General features: G+C 55.7%; 18 protein-coding genes. 9 read left to right on the top strand and 9 right to left on the bottom strand.

Going from position 1 to position 16,894, the window contains the following annotated elements; translation table 11 throughout:
* The first annotated feature begins 81 nt into the window (after positions 1–81).
* Positions 82–498, top strand: a complete 417-nt coding sequence (gene cueR, locus OGX75_RS16415; protein ID WP_012133479.1) for a Cu(I)-responsive transcriptional regulator — start codon at positions 82–84, stop codon at positions 496–498.
* Here the strand turns inward: cueR and OGX75_RS16420 are convergent, their stop codons facing one another.
* Entirely contained in the window at positions 499–951 is a 453-nt protein-coding gene (locus tag OGX75_RS16420; protein WP_047458358.1) for an NfeD family protein, read from the bottom strand.
* Positions 948–1,865: an SPFH domain-containing protein gene (locus OGX75_RS16425; protein WP_012133477.1), complete on the bottom strand. Its 918-nt coding sequence runs from the start codon at positions 1,863–1,865 to the stop codon at positions 948–950. The genes OGX75_RS16420 and OGX75_RS16425 overlap by 4 nt, the downstream gene beginning before the upstream one ends.
* Positions 1,866–2,014: 149 nt before the next feature.
* Between OGX75_RS16425 and fetA the strand changes: the two genes are divergently transcribed.
* Together fetA and fetB are read left to right on the top strand one after the other, a co-directional pair.
* Positions 2,015–2,692, top strand: coding sequence for an iron efflux ABC transporter ATP-binding subunit FetA (gene fetA, locus OGX75_RS16430; RefSeq protein WP_047458355.1), 678 nt, complete (start codon positions 2,015–2,017; stop codon positions 2,690–2,692).
* The gene (gene fetB, locus OGX75_RS16435; protein ID WP_286451446.1) at positions 2,679–3,458 is read left to right on the top strand and encodes an iron efflux ABC transporter permease subunit FetB; all 780 of its coding nucleotides are present in this window, start codon (positions 2,679–2,681) and stop codon (positions 3,456–3,458) included. The genes fetA and fetB overlap by 14 nt, the downstream gene beginning before the upstream one ends.
* A 72-nt stretch (positions 3,459–3,530) precedes the next feature.
* Here fetB and OGX75_RS16440 read toward each other — a convergent pair whose 3' ends face one another.
* Genes OGX75_RS16440 through tesA form a run of 3 tightly spaced genes read right to left on the bottom strand, consistent with a single transcriptional unit; the run spans position 3,531 to position 5,868 of the window.
* Positions 3,531–4,385 carry a co-chaperone YbbN gene (locus OGX75_RS16440; protein ID WP_286451445.1) on the bottom strand — a complete coding sequence of 285 codons (855 nt, stop codon included), beginning with the start codon at positions 4,383–4,385 and terminating at the stop codon, positions 3,531–3,533.
* Positions 4,386–4,445: 60 nt separating this feature from the next.
* Complete coding sequence (locus tag OGX75_RS16445) at positions 4,446–5,216, bottom strand: SDR family oxidoreductase (protein ID WP_286451444.1); 771 nt, start codon at positions 5,214–5,216, stop codon at positions 4,446–4,448.
* 28 nt (positions 5,217–5,244) lie between these two features.
* Positions 5,245–5,868 carry a multifunctional acyl-CoA thioesterase I/protease I/lysophospholipase L1 gene (tesA, locus tag OGX75_RS16450; protein ID WP_024130579.1) on the bottom strand — a complete coding sequence of 208 codons (624 nt, stop codon included), beginning with the start codon at positions 5,866–5,868 and terminating at the stop codon, positions 5,245–5,247.
* Between tesA and ybbA the strand changes: the two genes are divergently transcribed.
* The 6 genes from ybbA (at position 5,839) to OGX75_RS16480 (ending at position 13,234) form a co-directional block, all read left to right on the top strand.
* Positions 5,839–6,525: a putative ABC transporter ATP-binding protein YbbA gene (gene ybbA, locus OGX75_RS16455; protein WP_012133471.1), complete on the top strand. Its 687-nt coding sequence runs from the start codon at positions 5,839–5,841 to the stop codon at positions 6,523–6,525. The two genes, tesA and ybbA, sit on opposite strands and share 30 nt — an antisense overlap.
* Positions 6,522–8,936, top strand: a complete 2,415-nt coding sequence (ybbP, locus tag OGX75_RS16460; protein WP_286451443.1) for a putative ABC transporter permease subunit YbbP — start codon at positions 6,522–6,524, stop codon at positions 8,934–8,936. The genes ybbA and ybbP overlap by 4 nt, the downstream gene beginning before the upstream one ends.
* A gap of 302 nt (positions 8,937–9,238) precedes the next feature.
* Positions 9,239–10,381: a porin gene (locus tag OGX75_RS16465; RefSeq protein ID WP_024130578.1), complete on the top strand. Its 1,143-nt coding sequence runs from the start codon at positions 9,239–9,241 to the stop codon at positions 10,379–10,381.
* Positions 10,382–10,672: 291 nt separating this feature from the next.
* Entirely contained in the window at positions 10,673–11,503 is an 831-nt protein-coding gene (locus tag OGX75_RS16470; protein WP_283315503.1) for a MetQ/NlpA family ABC transporter substrate-binding protein, read from the top strand.
* A gap of 62 nt (positions 11,504–11,565) precedes the next feature.
* Positions 11,566–12,582 carry a virulence-associated ABC transporter ATP-binding protein SfbB gene (sfbB, locus tag OGX75_RS16475; protein WP_012133465.1) on the top strand — a complete coding sequence of 339 codons (1,017 nt, stop codon included), beginning with the start codon at positions 11,566–11,568 and terminating at the stop codon, positions 12,580–12,582.
* On the top strand, positions 12,575–13,234 hold the full coding sequence (locus OGX75_RS16480) for a methionine ABC transporter permease (RefSeq protein WP_012133464.1): 660 nt from the start codon (positions 12,575–12,577) through the stop codon (positions 13,232–13,234). Before sfbB ends, OGX75_RS16480 begins: the two co-directional genes overlap by 8 nt.
* 61 nt (positions 13,235–13,295) lie before the next feature.
* Here the strand turns inward: OGX75_RS16480 and mnmH are convergent, their stop codons facing one another.
* The 4 genes from mnmH to lpxH all read right to left on the bottom strand — a co-directional run bounded on the left by mnmH (position 13,296) and on the right by lpxH (position 16,892).
* Positions 13,296–14,378: a tRNA 2-selenouridine(34) synthase MnmH gene (gene mnmH, locus OGX75_RS16485; RefSeq protein ID WP_200030766.1), complete on the bottom strand. Its 1,083-nt coding sequence runs from the start codon at positions 14,376–14,378 to the stop codon at positions 13,296–13,298.
* 99 nt (positions 14,379–14,477) lie between these two features.
* Complete coding sequence (gene purK, locus OGX75_RS16490) at positions 14,478–15,545, bottom strand: 5-(carboxyamino)imidazole ribonucleotide synthase (protein WP_275055189.1); 1,068 nt, start codon at positions 15,543–15,545, stop codon at positions 14,478–14,480.
* Positions 15,542–16,051 (bottom strand): 5-(carboxyamino)imidazole ribonucleotide mutase, encoded by a 510-nt coding sequence (gene purE, locus OGX75_RS16495; RefSeq protein WP_049011469.1) that lies wholly within the window; start codon positions 16,049–16,051, stop codon positions 15,542–15,544. The genes purK and purE overlap by 4 nt, the downstream gene beginning before the upstream one ends.
* 118 nt (positions 16,052–16,169) lie before the next feature.
* On the bottom strand, positions 16,170–16,892 hold the full coding sequence (gene lpxH / locus OGX75_RS16500) for a UDP-2,3-diacylglucosamine diphosphatase (protein WP_286451442.1): 723 nt from the start codon (positions 16,890–16,892) through the stop codon (positions 16,170–16,172).
* Positions 16,893–16,894: the final 2 nt, after the last annotated feature.

Consider the following 16,894-nt stretch of genomic DNA (forward strand, 5'->3'; position numbering starts at 1 on the left):
GGGGCATTCCACCCCGTGATAGCATGGGGGCGATGTGGGTTATAATGAGCTTCGGCATCAACATGCTCTGCGGGGGGAGATGTGAATATTAGCGATGTTGCGAAAAAAACAGGCTTAACCAGCAAGGCTATTCGATTTTATGAAGAGAAAGGGCTGGTGACGCCGCCGCTGCGCAGTGAAAACGGATACCGCACTTACAGCCAGCAGCATTTAAACGAGTTAACGCTGTTGCGTCAGGCGCGTCAGGTCGGTTTTAACCTGGAAGAGTGCGGTGAACTGGTGAATTTGTTTAACGATCCGGGGCGCCATAGCGCAGATGTGAAAAAACGTACGCTGGAAAAGGTCGCTGAGATTGAACGCCACATCAGCGAATTGCAGGCTATGCGCACGCAATTACTGACCCTGGCGGAGTCATGCCCGGGTGATGACAGCGCCGATTGCCCGATCATTGATAATCTTTCCGGCTGCTGTCATCACAAAGGTAAAGCCCGCCGTTGATCACACGGCCTTTATGCGCAACGTTATCCCTTCGATGGCAATCACCTCCACCTGCGTTCCGGCGCTCAGATCCGCGTCGGCGCTGACGGGCCAGGAGCTGTCGCCGACGCGCATGTGGCCGCGTCCGTTGACCAGCGCGGTTTCCAGAATAAAGCGGTGGCCTACCAGCTGTTTCCCGCGTTGATTAAGGTGACTGTCAGCCGGTTTTTGCTCACGCACGCGCCGTGCCAGCCACTTCCACCACAGCCAGGCCGCCAGCAGCGTCAATACGGCGAACATAACGCCTTGCCACTCCCAGCCGAGCGGCACCAGCCAGACCACCAGGCCAGTAATCACGGCGGCGACACCGCTCCACAGCAGGTAGCCGTTCCCTCCCAGCATCTCGGCGGCCAGCAGTAGCCCACCAAGACTCAGCCAGAAAATATGCGGGTGAACCAGAATCATCGCTATCATGATTTGTTCCGTTCGCTGGTGCTGTCCTTGATAAGTTCGGTGATCCCGGCAATGGAGCCCATCAGACTGCTGGCGTCCAGCGGCATCATGACAACCTTACTGTTGCCCGACGAACCAATCTGCTGCAACGCTTCGGTGTATTTCTGCGCCACGAAGTAGTTCACCGCCTGAATATCCCCGGCGGCGATCGCTTCAGAGACCATCTGGGTGGCGCGGGCTTCCGCTTCGGCGGAACGTTCACGCGCTTCAGCCTGTAAGAAGGCAGACTGGCGTTCGCCTTCCGCTTTCAGGATCTGCGACTGTTTTTCACCCTCAGCTTTCAGAATTTCAGCCTGGCGCACCCCTTCCGCCTCCAGAATGTAGGCGCGTTTGGTACGTTCTGCTTTCATCTGGGCGTTCATGGATGAAATCAATTCCGCCGGTGGACGAACATCGCGGATCTCAATACGCGTAACCTTGACGCCCCAGGGATTGGTGGCCTCATCGACAATGTGCAACAGGCGCGTGTTGATGCTGTCGCGCTGGGAAAGCATTTCATCCAGCTCCATTGACCCCAGTACGGTACGGATGTTGGTCATGGTGAGGTTGATAATGGCCAGCTCAAGATTGCTGACTTCATAGGCCGCGCGCGGAGCGTCGATAACCTGAATAAAGCACACCGCGTCAATGGTGACGTTGGCGTTATCTTTTGAGATAACCTCCTGCGACGGGATATCGAGTACCTGTTCCATCATATTGATCTTGCGACCAATTCTGTCCATAAACGGCACCACCAGGCTCAGGCCTGGTTGCAGGGTTTTGGTGTAACGGCCAAAACGCTCCACGGTCCACTGGTATCCCTGTGGGACAATTTTGACGCCTGCGCCGACTATCACCAACGCCACGAAAATGAGAATAGGGATAAAAATAAGCATTGATAAACCTCCTGTCGTGCTGTCCATGTAAAAAAACGGTCTTTGCGGTCTGTTTAATCAAATTATACCCGATTAATCAAAGTGAGTTCCCCTCTTATAAATTACAGGGATACACTGTTTACTTTAAAGATGTGAAAAATGGATGTGAGATGAAAGAGAGCAGCCCTTTGCTCCAGCTAAGAAAGGTGGGATACCAGGCTGGCGCCACGAAAATTCTCAATAACATCAGTTTCATGCTGAATGCCGGGGAATTTAAACTGATTACCGGCCCATCCGGGTGCGGTAAAAGCACATTGCTAAAGATTGTGGCGTCATTAATCAGCCCGGATACGGGGGATATCCTGTTTGAAGGCGAAGAGATTGCCACGCTTAAGCCCGAAACTTACCGCCAGCAGGTCTCTTATTGCGCCCAGACGCCAGTGCTGTTTGGCGATACGGTGTATGACAACCTGATTTTTCCCTGGCAGATCCGCAACAAAACGCCGGAACCGAAGGCTTTTCTTGCCGATCTGGCGCAGTTTGAGCTACCGGAAACCATTTTACAGAAAAACATTACGGCGCTTTCCGGCGGGGAAAAACAACGTATCTCATTGATCCGTAATTTACAGTTTCTGCCGCAGGTTCTGCTGCTGGATGAGATCACCAGTGCGCTGGATGAGCGTAATAAAGAGAATGTGAATGACATTATTCATCGCTATGTTCGCGATAAAAATATTGCCGTGCTGTGGGTAACACACGATAAAGATGAAATTAATCATGCGGATAATGTGATTACGCTTCAGCCTCATGCCGGAGAAATGCAGGAAGCTACCTATGAACGAGCATAATATAACGAATGAGTCGCTGGCGTTATCGATGATGCTGGTGGTTGTGGCTATTCTGATTAGCCACAAAGAGAAACTGGCGCTGGAAAAAGATATTCTCTGGAGCGTTGCCCGTGCGGTAATCCAGCTTGTTATCGTCGGCTATGTTCTGAAATACATTTTTGGCGTCAATCACGCCATCCTGACATTATTGATGGTGCTGTTTATCTGTTTTAACGCGGCGTATAACGCGCAAAAACGCAGTAAATATATTGATAAAGCGTTTACCTCGTCGTTTATTGCGATTACGACCGGAGCGGGGCTGACGCTGGCGGTACTGGTATTGTCAGGATCTATCGAGTTTACGCCGATGCAGGTGATCCCGATTTCCGGCATGATTGCGGGTAACGCGATGGTGGCGGTAGGGCTGTGCTACAACAATCTGGGCCAGCGATTCAGCAGCGAGCAGCAGCAAATTCAGGAGAAGCTCAGTCTGGGCGCAACGCCGAAAACGGCGTCTGCGGGGCTTATTCGCGACAGTATTCGCGCGTCGCTGATCCCGACCATTGATTCGGCAAAAACGGTTGGGCTGGTGAGCTTACCGGGGATGATGTCCGGGTTGATTTTTGCCGGTATCGATCCGGTAAAAGCGATTAAGTATCAGATAATGGTGACTTTTATGCTGCTATCCACAGCAAGCCTGTCGACCATTATCGCCTGCTATTTAACCTACCGGAAATTCTATAATTTGCGCCACCAACTGGTGGTGACGCATTTAAAGAAGATGTGATGCCGGGAGGATCGGTATTTTTAGCGTTTGTAGGCCCGATAAGCGTAGCGCCATCGGGCAAAATGCAGCGGATTAGTACAACAGCGCGTACAGCTGGCGGCGGAATTTCGACGCCAGCGCATCGCCGGTGCCTAACGCGGCGAGGATCTCCTGGAACGTTTTTCGTGCCTGACCGTCTGCGGCGGCGAGATCTTTCTTCAAATGGCTGAACAATAACTCCAGCGCCTCTTCGTTACGCCCGACCTGATGCAGTTGCAGCGCCAGTTGCGCCGCCAGCGCCGCATCTTCTGGATTGTCCGCAACCTGCTGTTGCAGTTGCTGGATTTCCGGGGTGTCGGCCGCCTGTTTCAGTAAATCAATCTGCGCGACCAGGCCCTGATAGCGGGTGTCCTGATCCTGTAACGGAATGGTTTTCAGCACGGCTTCGGCGTCTTCCGTACGGTTGAGGGCAATCTGGGTTTCCGCCAGCAGCAGGCCGATCTCGCCGTTCTGATGAGAGAGCTGCCAGGCGTCTTTCAGCAGCGGCAGCGCTTCAATGTAGTTGCCCTCCTGCATCAGTTGCATCGCCTGCTGCGCTTTCAGCTCTTCTTCACGCGGCAGCACTTTGTCGAGCAGCGCGCGAATCGCTTCTTCCGGCTGCGGCCCCTGGAAGCCGTCGACCGGCTGACCGTTCTGGAACAGATACACGGTCGGAATAGCGCGCAAGCCAAACTGGGAGGCGATCATCTGCTCGTCGTCGCAGTCGAGCTTCGCGAGGATAAACTGGCCGTTGTACTGTGCGGCAAGGCTTTCCAGCACTGGCGTCAGTTGCAGACAATGCTGGCTGCGTTCAGACCAAAAATAGAACAGAACCGGGGTGGTCATCGACTGTTCGAGGGTCTGTTGCAGGTTAGATTCGTTAATATTGACAATATTTTGTACGGACATGGAGTCACTCTCTTTATGTCTGGTTCTCTTTTACATGGGGGCTGACGCGCGCGCTTCAACTCAACCCTGCAAAATTTTGTCCATTGCGCGTCCCGGCAGCACGCGCTTCAGCAGCGTGACCGCCCACGTCACCATCGTAACCGGGTAGCGTAATTTCGGTTTGTCGCTCTCAAAAGCATGGCGGACTTTAGCGACAACGGCTTCTGGCCCGAGCGTAAAACGCGCGGCAATCCCCGGATTTTCTACCGGTTTGTCGCTCTGGGTCTGGCTGACGTTATTGGTAAACCGGGTACGAATCGGGCCGGGTTCGATCAGGCTGACCTTAATCCCCGTGTGGCGCAGCTCCATGCGCAGCGCATCAGACCAGGCTTCCAGCGCATATTTGCTGGCGGCATAGGCGCCGCGCCCTGGCGTGGAGATCAGCCCCATCACGGATGAGGTCATCACAATACGCCCTTCGCCGTACGGCAGCATAGCAGGGAGCAGGCGCATAGTGAGCTGGTGCGCGCCAAAGAAATTGGCGGAAAACTGCTGCTCCATCTGCGCGCGGCTGATAGTGGTAAGCGGGCCATACACGCCGTATCCGGCATTGTTAAAGATCCCATATAAACGATTATCGGTCAGGGCGATCACGTCGTCTGCGGCGCGATCCACGCTTTCCGGCGAGTCGAGGTCGATCAGCACGCCGGTGAATCCCATGCTGTTCATCCGCGTGACGTCATCGGGTTTACGGCAACCTGCCAGAATTTGAAAACCCTGACGTTTCAGTTCAAGAGCGCTTTCCAGACCGATTCCGCTGGAACATCCTGTAATTAAGACCGATTTTTGCATAACTTTACCTGTCAGGATCTCCGTTGATTTACGAGTCGTGGTTAACTAATGGGGTTAGTTGTTGCGCCATCCAGTCAGCAATAAACGGCTGGGCGTCGCGATTAGGATGAATACCGTCGTCCTGCATCCATTGTGGTTTCAGATAAACCTCTTCCATAAAAAAGGGCAGAAGCGGAATATCAAACTCTTTGGCAAGCCGTGGGTAGATGGCGCTAAAGGTTTCATTATAACGGCGACCATAGTTTGCGGGCAGACGAATTTGCATGAGCAACGGTTCGGCGTTTGCGGCCTTCACATCCAGCAGGATTTTACGCAGGGTTTGCTCGGTTTGCTGAGGTTGAAAACCGCGCAGGCCGTCATTGCCGCCAAGCTCGACCAGAACCCAGCGGGGCTGATGCTGCTTCAGCAGCGCAGGCAGACGCGCCAGGCCTTGCTGCGAGGTGTCGCCGCTAATGCTGGCATTGATGACCGGCGTTTTGTCCTGCCATTTGTCGTTAAGCAGCGCAGGCCAGGCCGCGCTGGCGGACATGCGGTATCCGGCGCTCAGGCTGTCACCCAGAATTAATAACGTGTCCGCTGCGGCGGCGCGGAACGTTAACAGGACCAGAAACAGGAAGGGCAAATGCCAGCGGAAAACATTGTTGAAGTTCATCGTCTTAAGAAGTCCGTCGGTCAGGGTGAGCATGAGCTTTCCATCCTTACCGGAGTTGAACTGGTTGTCAAACGCGCCGAGACCATTGCGCTGATCGGCGAGTCAGGATCGGGGAAATCGACGCTGCTGGCGATTCTGGCCGGGCTGGATGATGGCAGCAGCGGCGAGGTGAATCTGGTCGGGCAGTCTCTGCACACGATGGATGAAGAGGCGCGGGCGCAGCTGCGCGCGCAGCATGTCGGCTTTGTTTTCCAGTCTTTTATGTTGATTCCTACGCTGAATGCCCTGGAAAACGTTGAACTGCCCGCCTTGCTGCGGGGGGAGAACAGCGGGAAAAGTCGCGATGGCGCGAAAGCGTTGCTGGAACAGTTAGGCCTGGGGAAACGTCTTGATCATCTTCCGGCCCAGCTTTCCGGCGGCGAGCAGCAGCGTGTGGCGCTGGCGAGAGCGTTCAACGGGCGGCCGGACGTGCTGTTTGCCGATGAACCGACGGGAAACCTTGACCGGCAGACCGGGGATAAAATCGCCGACCTGCTGTTTTCGCTTAATCGCGAACATGGCACCACCCTGATTCTGGTGACGCACGACCCGCAGCTGGCGGCGCGTTGCGACCGACGATTACGCCTGGTGGATGGGCAGTTGCAGGAGGAGGCATGATTGCACGCTGGTTCTGGCGCGAATGGCGCTCACCTTCCTTACTGATTGTCTGGCTGGCGCTGAGTCTGGCGGTGGCCTGCGTGCTGGCGCTGGGCAATATCAGCGACCGCATGGAAAAGGGTTTAAGTCAGCAAAGCCGTGATTTTATGGCCGGAGACCGGGCGCTGCGCAGTTCGCGCGAGGTGCCGCTGGCGTGGATCGATGAGGCGCGCAAACGCGGTCTGAAAGTGGGCGAACAGATGACCTTCGCCACCATGACCTTCGCGGACGATACGCCGCAGTTGGCCAGCGTCAAAGCGGTGGATGACGTTTATCCGATGTACGGTGAGCTGCAAACGAATCCGCCGGGGTTAAAACCGCAGCCGGGTTCCGTGTTGCTGGCGCCAAGACTGATGGCGCTCCTCAACCTGAAAACGGGTGACAGCATCGACGTCGGCGACGCCACGCTGCGTATTGCTGGCGAGGTGGTACAGGAGCCGGATTCCGGGTTTAACCCTTTCCAGATGGCGCCACGCCTGATGATGCACATTGCGGATGTTGAAAAAACGGGCGCAGTACAGCCGGGAAGTCGCGTGACGTGGCGCTATAAGTTTGGCGGTACGCCGCAGCAGCTGGACGGCTATGAAAAGTGGCTATTGCCGCAGCTTAAGCCTGAACATCGCTGGTACGGACTGGAACAAGATGAAGGCGCGCTGGGCAAATCGCTTGAACGCTCGCAGCAGTTCCTGCTGCTGTCGGCGCTGTTAACGTTGCTGTTAGCAGTCGCGGCCGTGGCGGTGGCGATGAGCCACTACTGCCGCAGCCGCTACGATCTGATTGCGATCCTCAAAACGCTGGGGGCGGGCAGGGCGCAGCTGCGCAAGCTGATCGTCGGGCAGTGGGGGATGCTGCTGACTCTTTCCGCCGTGACGGGAGGCGCCATTGGGTTACTGTTCGAGAATGTGCTGATGGTGCTGCTCAAACCGGTGTTACCCGCCGTTCTGCCGCCAGCCAGCCTCTGGCCGTGGCTGTGGGCGCTGGGAACGATGATCATCATTTCTTTGCTGGTTGGACTACGTCCGTATCGTCTGCTGCTGGCGACGCAGCCGTTGCGTGTGCTGCGGCGTGATGTGGTTGCGCGTGTCTGGCCGCTGAAGATGTATCTTCCGGTGGTCACGGTTGTCGTCGTCGCGCTGCTCGCGGGGTTGATGGGCGGCAGCATGTTGCTGTGGGCGGTGCTGGCCGGCGCGGTGGTGCTGGCGCTACTTTGCGGTGTGCTGGGCTGGATGCTGTTGAACGTGCTGCGTGGTATGACGTTGACATCGCTGCCTCTGCGCCTGGCCGTAAGCCGACTGCTGCGCCAGCCGTGGTCCACGTTAAGCCAGCTCTCGGCTTTTTCGCTCTCTTTTATGCTGCTGGCGCTTCTTCTGGTGCTGCGCGGCGATCTGCTGGATCGCTGGCAACAACAACTGCCGCCGGAAAGTCCGAACTATTTCCTCATCAATATCGCTTCTGAACAGGTGGTGCCGCTGAAGGCCTTCCTGTCTGAGCATCAGGTGATCCCGGAGGCATTCTTCCCGATCGTGCGGGCGCGACTGACGGAGATTAATGGTCTGCCGACCGAAGGAAATCAGGACGAAGCGCTTAACCGTGAGCTGAATCTGACGTGGCAGGATACGCGCCCGGATCATAATCCGATTACCGCCGGAAGCTGGCCGCCAAAAGCGGGAGAGGTCTCGATAGAGGAAGGGCTGGCGAAGCGGCTGAATATACAACTCGGCGATCGCGTGACCTTTATGGGCGATACCCAGGACTTTAGCGCGACGGTCAGCAGCCTGCGCAAAGTAGACTGGGAAAGTCTGCGCCCTAACTTCTTCTTTATCTTCCCCTCCGGCGCGCTGGACGGGCAGCCGCAGAGCTGGCTTACCAGCTTCCGTTGGGAAAATGGCAACGGCATGCTGACGCAGCTTAATCGCGAGTTTCCGACCATCAGCCTGCTGGATATCGGCGCGATCCTGAAACAGGTCGGTCAGGTGCTGGAGCAGGTCAGCCGGGCGCTGGAGGTGATGGTGGTGCTGGTCACGGCCTGCGGCATGCTGTTGTTACTGGCGCAGGTTCAGGTCGGAATGCGTCAACGTCATCAGGAACTGGTGGTCTGGCGCACCTTAGGCGCGGGCAAAAAACTGCTGCGCACCACGCTCTGGTGTGAATTTGCCATGCTGGGTATGGTCTCCGGGCTGGTGGCGGCGATCGGCGCGGAAACTGCGCTGGCGGTGCTGCAAAGTCAGGTGTTCGATTTTCCGTGGGAACCGGACTGGCGCGTGTGGATTATTTTGCCCGTCTGCGGCGCATTATTACTTTCATTATGCGGCGGATGGCTCGGCGCGCGTCTGTTAAAAGGCAAAGCGTTATTTCGCCAATTTAATAATTAATTTATAGATGTGATGATCACACACCGGTTTTTATACCGGTGTGTAGTTTTAATAATATAATTTATATACGTGATGATTACGCACCGGTGTTTATACTGGTGTGTACTCCCTATGTGGCACGAATTGTTAACCCCTCGATTTTTAGTAGCACAAAACATTAAAAACCCGCCAACACGACAGGATTAATACCAGTTAATATTTAATTGCTAAATAGTTAGCGGGCTATGCCCGTTGTTTTTTACGTTGCCGGTATTTTGCCGGCAGTGCGAATAATGGCGGGTAAATCTATCAAGGAAAATATAATGACAATAAAAAAAACAGCGCTGGCGGCATCGATCGGCGCGGCAGTGGCATTAACGTCTTTCGCATCTCAGGCGGAAATCACTGTTCTGAAACAAGATCCACAGGCGGGTAATCCGCTGAGCCGTCTTAACTTCACCGTTGGCGGTAGTATTCGTCCTCAGTTCCAGAATATGGCTGGCGACGACGGTAAAAATGGTTACAAACGTAATGGCTTCGATGGCGGCACCCGTTTCCGTTTCGCGGCTGATTACTATCTGTTTGATGACATTAGCTGGGTCAGCTACTACGAGCTGGGCGTTAACTTCCCGGCGATGTTCAACTGGGATAATCACTACGCAGACGGCGCGAACGACACCACTCGTCGTATGCTGTACACCGGTCTGAAAAGCGATACCTGGGGTACGCTGACTTTCGGTCAACAGAACAGCGTTTATTATGATGTGGTTGGCGTGAAAACCGATATCTGGGACTATGACATGATTGGTCAGGCGCCAGGCAACGGTATCAACGGCGACTACGACGGTTCTTACCGTACCCGTAAATCCCTGAAGTATAAGAAAACAGTCGGCGACGTCGATCTCTACGCGTCTTATCTGTTCAGCGATGATTACAACCCGAACAACGGCCTGCGCTACAAGCGTAAAGGCGGCGGTTCTCTGGGTGCGGATTACCACATCACGGACGATCTGACCTGGGGTACGGCGTGGAACTATACGCGTGCGGAAATGCGCCCAGGTAACGGCGGCGACGGTAAAGACTACGATCAAAATATCGTTGGTACTGCGCTTAGCTGGACGCCGGATAACTGGACTTTCGCGCTGGGCGGCGGCTGGTATCAGAACTTCATGACCACCAAACGCGTAGACGCGCATGACTACTTTGCGGGCGACGCATGGGGTATTGAATACTTTGCCGGTTATAAATTCCCGATCAACCAGTATGCGGTGAAATCTATTCAGCCGTACTTTATGGGTGACCGTATTGAATATGTGAACGGCCGTAACTACCAGCGTATTGATAATGGCGTCGGTATTAGCTTCCAGCTGGATTATGGTTTCCGCGTGGATTACGAACACGTATTCACCTCCAGCACCGACGATCTGGGCGATATGAACCTGGTTCGTCTGCGTTACGACTTCTAATTGGCACCTGCCAAACCGAATGCCCGATGGCGCTTGCGCTAATCGGGCCTACGAGTGCAGCGTAATAATAGAGCGTCCAGGCCGGATAAGACATTTATGCCGCTATCCGGCTTTTTCATTTCTGCCCATCCCCTTTCAACGACATACTCTGCAACATCATGAAATAATTTCAAGGACAACAGGTTGTGAACTGTGTCATGTTAACAAATAGCCTTGTATTCAGGCCCAAATGAACAACGTCGCATCGCACGGCGTACTGCACTGCATCACAACATTTAAAAGGGAGAAGTTATGGGACTGCGTCAGAGTTTACGCGTTGCCGCCGGGGTGCTTTTGCTGGCCTGCGGCCTGCAATTTGCTCATGCTAATAGCGATCCACAGACTATTGTATTCGGCGTCGCGCCGGGTCCGTATGGCGATATGGTCAAACAGGCCATCGCGCCAACGCTGAAAGAGAAAGGCTACAAGGTCGTGGTGCGCGAATTTAGCGACTATGTTCAGCCAAACATGGCGTTATCCAACGGCAGCATTGACGCTAACCTGTTCCAGCATACGCTCTATTTTGAAAAATTCACCGCCGATAAAGGGCTGAAACTGACGAAGCTGATCGTCGTGCCGACGGCCGGAATGGGGTTCTATTCCCGTAAAATCAACAGCCTGGACGAGCTGAAGAAAGGGGACATTATTACCCTGTCGAATGACCCGACCAATCTGGCGCGCGGTCTGCGTTTCCTGCAATCAATCGGTCTTATCACCATTAAAGACAATATCGACCCGACGAAAGCCTCCGAGCGTGATATCGCCAGCAACCCGAAAGGGCTGGTGTTTAAACCGCTGGAAGCGGCGCAGCTGCCGCGCACGCTGGATGGCGTGACCGGCGCGCTGGTTAACGGTAATTTCGCCGTTGCGGCGGGGCTGGATCTTTCCAGCGCGCTAAAACAAGAGCAACTGGATGAAAACCTGAAAAATATCATTGCTGTACGCAGTGAAGATGCCGACAAGCCGTTCGCGAAAGATATTGTCGATGCGGTGAAATCTCCGGCCTACCGTGCGGTTATTGACGATCCGAAGAATATTTACAGCGCCTTCCAGAAACCGGAATGGATGACCGCAGACAAATAATCGCTGCGCAAGGGAATTAACGGGGCAGCGGCGACTGCCCTTTTCGCATTTCTGAGGTGAGCATGATTGAGATTGAAAAGGTCTGCGTGGATTTTACGGCAGGCCGTGGCGCATCGACCCGCGCGGTGGATGATGTCAGCCTGCGGATAGCGGCGGGCGAAATTTTTGGCATTGTCGGCACCAGCGGCGCGGGAAAAAGTACGCTGCTGCGTACCCTTAATGCCTTAACGCGCCCGAGTCAGGGAAGCGTGAAAGTGAACGGTGTGGCGATCTCTGCGCTGGAAGGGGCGAATCTGCGTAAAGCCCGCCAGCGTATTGGGATGATTTTCCAGCACTTTAATCTGATGCATACCCGCACGGTGGCGCAAAACGTCGCTTTCAGCCTGAAATCCGCCGGATGGGAGCGCAGCAAGATCGCCCCGCGCGTCGCCGAAATTCTGGCGCTGGTCGGGCTGGCGGATAAGGCGAACCGCTTTCCGGTACAGCTTAGCGGCGGTCAAAAGCAGCGAGTGGGGATTGCCCGCGCGATCGCCAACCATCCAGATGTACTGCTCTGCGACGAACCGACTTCCGCGCTGGATCTGGAAACGTCAGCGACCATTCTGGCGCTGCTCAAACAGATTAACGAACAGCTGGGGATCACGATCGTGCTGATCACCCACGAGATGAATGTGATCAAGTCCATCTGCGATCGCGTGGCGGTGATGTCCGGCGGCAAAGTGGTGGAGTCGGGCGACGTATTTGATGTTTTCGCTCATCCGCAGCACGCCTTCACACAGCAGCTGGTGTCGCACACCCTCAATCTGACGTTACCGGAACGTCTGCGCCAGCATTTGCCCGGTCAGTTACTGAAAATTCTGTTTATCGGTGATTCGGCGGAGCAGCCGGTGTTGTCTGATGTGGCGGTAAAGTTCGGCGTAGCGGTGAACATTCTGCACGGCAAAATTGAATATATCGGCGAACGCGCGCTGGGGATTTTAGTGGTGCAACTGACTGCGCCGCACAACCCGTCAGCGGTGGATGCCGCGGTAGCGCATATTCGGCAACGTACTGCGCAGGTGGAGGTGATTCGTGGATGATTTACTGCCGGATTTAACGCTGGCGTTCAATGAAACCTTTCAAATGCTGAGCATTTCAACGGTGCTGGCGGTTGTCGGCGGGCTGCCGCTCGGCTTCCTTATCTTTGTCACCGACCGGAATCTGTTCTGGCAGAATCGCTTCGTGTATCTGGTGAGTTCGGTTCTGGTGAACATTATCCGCTCGGTGCCGTTCGTGATTTTGCTGGTGCTGCTGTTGCCGCTCACGCAATTTTTGCTCGGCAATACCATCGGGCCGATTGCCGCCTCCGTCCCTCTCTCTGTTGCGGCGATAGCGTTCTATGCGCGTCTGGTTGATAGCGCGCTGCGTGAGGTGGATAAAGGGATTATCGAAGCGGCAGAAGCGTTCGGCGCCAGCCCGATGCGCATTATCTGCACCGTACTGCTGCCAGAGGCCAGCGCCGGTCTGCTACGCGGGCTGACCATCACGCTGGTGAGTCTGATTGGCTATTCCGCGATGGCCGGGATTGTCGGCGGCGGCGGGGTCGGCGACCTGGCGATTCGCTACGGCTATTACCGTTACGAAACCCAGGTGATGATTGTCACCGTGGTCGCGTTGATTATTCTGGTGCAGGTTGTACAGATGCTCGGCGACTGGCTGGCGAAACGCGCCGATAAACGCGACAGACATTAGGGCATAATATTTGTAGGCCGGATAAGGCGTTAGCCGCCATCCGGCAGAATGCCCGCAATCGCTAGTTTTGAAGCCACTGCGCAACGTCCTGCCATATGCCGCGAAAGACGATTTTCGCGGCTTTCTTTTCCAGTTGATAGCGATACATCGGATCGTAGTATTCGTTGAGGAGCTGCACCAGCCAGGCCAGATGCCCGTCGGTACTGCCGCTGGCCTGCTGCATGGCCAGCGCAGCGTCTAGTTTTACCGTCAGCTCTTTAAAACGCTGCAAACCAAGGCGGCGCTGAATAGCGGAAAGCCCATGATGCAGATAGTCGCTGTACGCCTGCCAGCCGTCTTCTTCCCCGCAGGCATGGGTGAAATCGCGATGCATGCGGATAAAATACTCTTCGCGCAGCCGTTCCAGACGCAGCTCGAACGGATCGTCCACAACCGCAATGGGTGCCTGCGCCATGCGTTCGCGCAGACATTCGGGCAGATGATTTGCGCCAATCATCCGGCCTTCGTCTTCCAGCACCCACATCTGCAACTCCTGACGGGCGTCGGTTTTCAACATCTCCACGGCGAGCTGGTTTTCAAAACTGGCCTGACTCAGCTGCGGCTTCAGCGTGCGGCCGAATGACGAACCGCGATGATGCGCCAGCCCTTCCAGATCCACGCCGTTCGGCTGCTGTCGAACCAGCTGTGTTTTTCCGCTGCCGGTACAGCCGCCAATTAAGATCATGGGTTTTTGTACCAGCGTGTTGGTGATGTGCATGGCCGCCTGGCGGAGCGCTTTGTAGCCGCCCTGGATCAGCGGATAATCCACGCCGGACTCATGTAGCCATTGTTGTACGATATGCGAACGCTGACCGCCGCGCGCGCAGCAGAGATAACCCCGGGGATGTTGAATACAGGCTTTTCGCCAGGCCTCCAGCCGCCGTTGACGCTCGTCGCCGGCAACGAGTTTATGGCCCAACGCCAGTGCCGCTTCCGGCCCCTGGCGTTTGTAACAGGTGCCGACTGCCGCGCGTTCTTCATCATTCATTAAGGGCAGGTTAATCGCGGCGGGCATGGCGCCCTGCGTAAATTCTATCGGCGCGCGAACGTCGATTAAAGGCGTATCGGCCGCCAGAATGGCGCGATAGTCCGTCCCATCGTTCATTGTGGAATCCTGAAAAAAAACAAACGGCAATGATGGGGATTTTACGCGCTGAAGGAGGAGCCGGAAAAGGATAAGATTCCTTTCCCGGCATTTTATGTATTACTTAAGCTTACTTTGCGCCCAGATGATGCCGCTGGCGTATTCCGGCGGTAGCAAGGGAACTAAGGCCTCCAGCGTTGCGCTTAAGCGATCGGTATCGCTGTCGGTCAGGTTCAGGTGGCCCACTTTACGCCCCTCGCGAACCTCTTTGTCGTACCAGTGCAGATGTACCAGCGGCAGTTTCAGCCAGTCGTAATTCAGAGCGCTGCCAATCAGGTTCACCATCACGGACGGGCTGTCCACGACCGGTGACGGTAACGGCAGGCCGGTGATCGCGCGCAGATGCAGCTCAAACTGGCTGATGCTGGCGCCGTTTTGCGTCCAGTGCCCGCTGTTGTGTACCCGCGGCGCCAGTTCGTTGATGAGCAACCCTTCCGGCGTGATAAAACACTCCATCGCCATGACGCCGACATAACCCAGTTCATGCATGATGGCGGAGAGCATGGCTTCCGCCTGTTCCTGCTGTTTCGCGTTGGCCTGCGGGAACGCTACGCTGGTGCGCAGAATCCCGTCCTGGTGCAGGTTGTGCGTCAGCGGGTAGAACACGGTGCTGCCGTCATGGGCGCGTGCGCCGACTAACGACACTTCGCCAGAGAAGTTAATGCCCTGTTCAACAATGCACTCGCCGTAACCGTCGTCCGGGAACTGAGCGGTTTCATCCGCGCGTAAACGCCACTGCCCACGGCCGTCGTAACCGCCAACGCGCCGTTTGACGATAGCCAGTTCGCCCAGACGCGCAAATATGGCGGGCCACTCGTCCTGGCTTGCCAGCAACTGCCAGGGCGCCGTCGCCAGCGAGAGTTTGTCAAAAAGCTGCTTTTGCGTCAGGCGGTCGGCAATAATCGGGAAAACGTCGCGGTTGACGAAAGCCGGGTGGCGCGCCAGTTCGCGGGTCAGCGCGGTTTCCGGCCAGCGTTCGATTTCCGCTGTGATCACGCTTTGTTGAACCGGGACGGCGGTAGGTTCCGCGTCCAGCCCGACAGGCCAGACGGTGATGCCCAACGGTTCGCCCGCCTGACGCAGCATCCGTCCTAACTGGCCGTTACCCAGTACGCAGACCTGCTTCATGCCGCACCTCGTGGGTCGGGATTCTCAAGCACCTCATCGGTCTGGGCTTTACGCCAGTCCGCCAGACGTTGGCGCAGGTCTTTATCGTGTGTCGCCAGAATTTGCGCTGCCAGCAGCGCCGCGTTTGCCGCGCCCGCTTTGCCGATCGCCAGCGTGCCGACCGGAATGCCGCGTGGCATCTGGACGATAGAGTAGAGGCTGTCCACGCCGCTCAGCGCAGCGCTTTGCACCGGCACGCCCAGTACCGGCACCAGCGTTTTTGCCGCAATCATTCCCGGCAGATGCGCCGCGCCGCCAGCACCAGCAATAATCACCTGATAACCCTTCTCTTCGGCGCTTTCGGCGAAGCTGAACAGCTTATCGGGGGTGCGGTGTGCGGAAACCACTTCAACGTGGTGTGGAACGTTCAGGATATCGAAGATTTCGGCGGCAAACTGCATGGTAGCCCAGTCGCTTTTGGACCCCATCACGATGGCGACACGCGCCGGATTATTGCGGGAAGACATGCGTCTTAAAACTCCTGTGGTGCACAACTCTCGGCTTTTGAGGGCACAGAGAATAGCACGGAAATACGCCAAGGAAAACGGTTGCGTACCTTATGACGTCGTCAATTCACGGGCGAGGTTAAAACGGGAAATGGAGAAGCTCAACGTCATCTGGCGTGACTTTGACCATCGACCCTTCGCTGTGCCAGGCGCCTAAAACAACGCGGAACGCGGGTTTGCCGTTAGCGCTCAGTTCGTGAACGTCCGGGCGATGAGTATGACCATGAATCAGCCATTGCACATGGTGTTTTTCCATTTCGGCCACCACGGCCTGTGGATTAACGTCCATGATCTCCAGTGACTTGCTGCTGTTAGCGGCTTTGCTGCCTGCGCGCATTCTGGCGGCAATACGATTGCGGATAAACAGCGGCAGGGCGAGGAACAGCTTCTGTAGCCAGGGTTTGTGAACTTTGGCGCGAAACGCCTGGTAACCGGCATCGTCGGTGCAGAGCGTGTCGCCGTGCATAATCAATACGCGACGGCCATAGAGGTCGAGCACCTTTTCCTGCGGCAATAGCGTCATTCCGCTTTCACGGGCAAAGCGTTTGCCGATCAAAAAATCACGGTTGCCGTGAATAAAGAAGCAGGGTACGCCGGAATCTACAACGGCTTTAATGGCTGCGGCCATTTCGCGGTGCAGCGGGTTGGGATCGTCGTCGCCTATCCAGGCTTCGAAAAGGTCGCCAAGAATGTACAGCGCATCGGCCTGGCGCGCGTCACCGGCTAAAAAACGCAGAAAACCGGCGGTGATCGCCGGTTCTTCCGTGCAGAGGTGAAGATCTGCAATAAACAGTGTTGCCACGA

The sequence above is a fragment of the Citrobacter sp. CK199 genome, assembly GCF_030333285.1.
Taxonomy (GTDB): domain Bacteria; phylum Pseudomonadota; class Gammaproteobacteria; order Enterobacterales; family Enterobacteriaceae; genus Citrobacter_B; species Citrobacter_B koseri.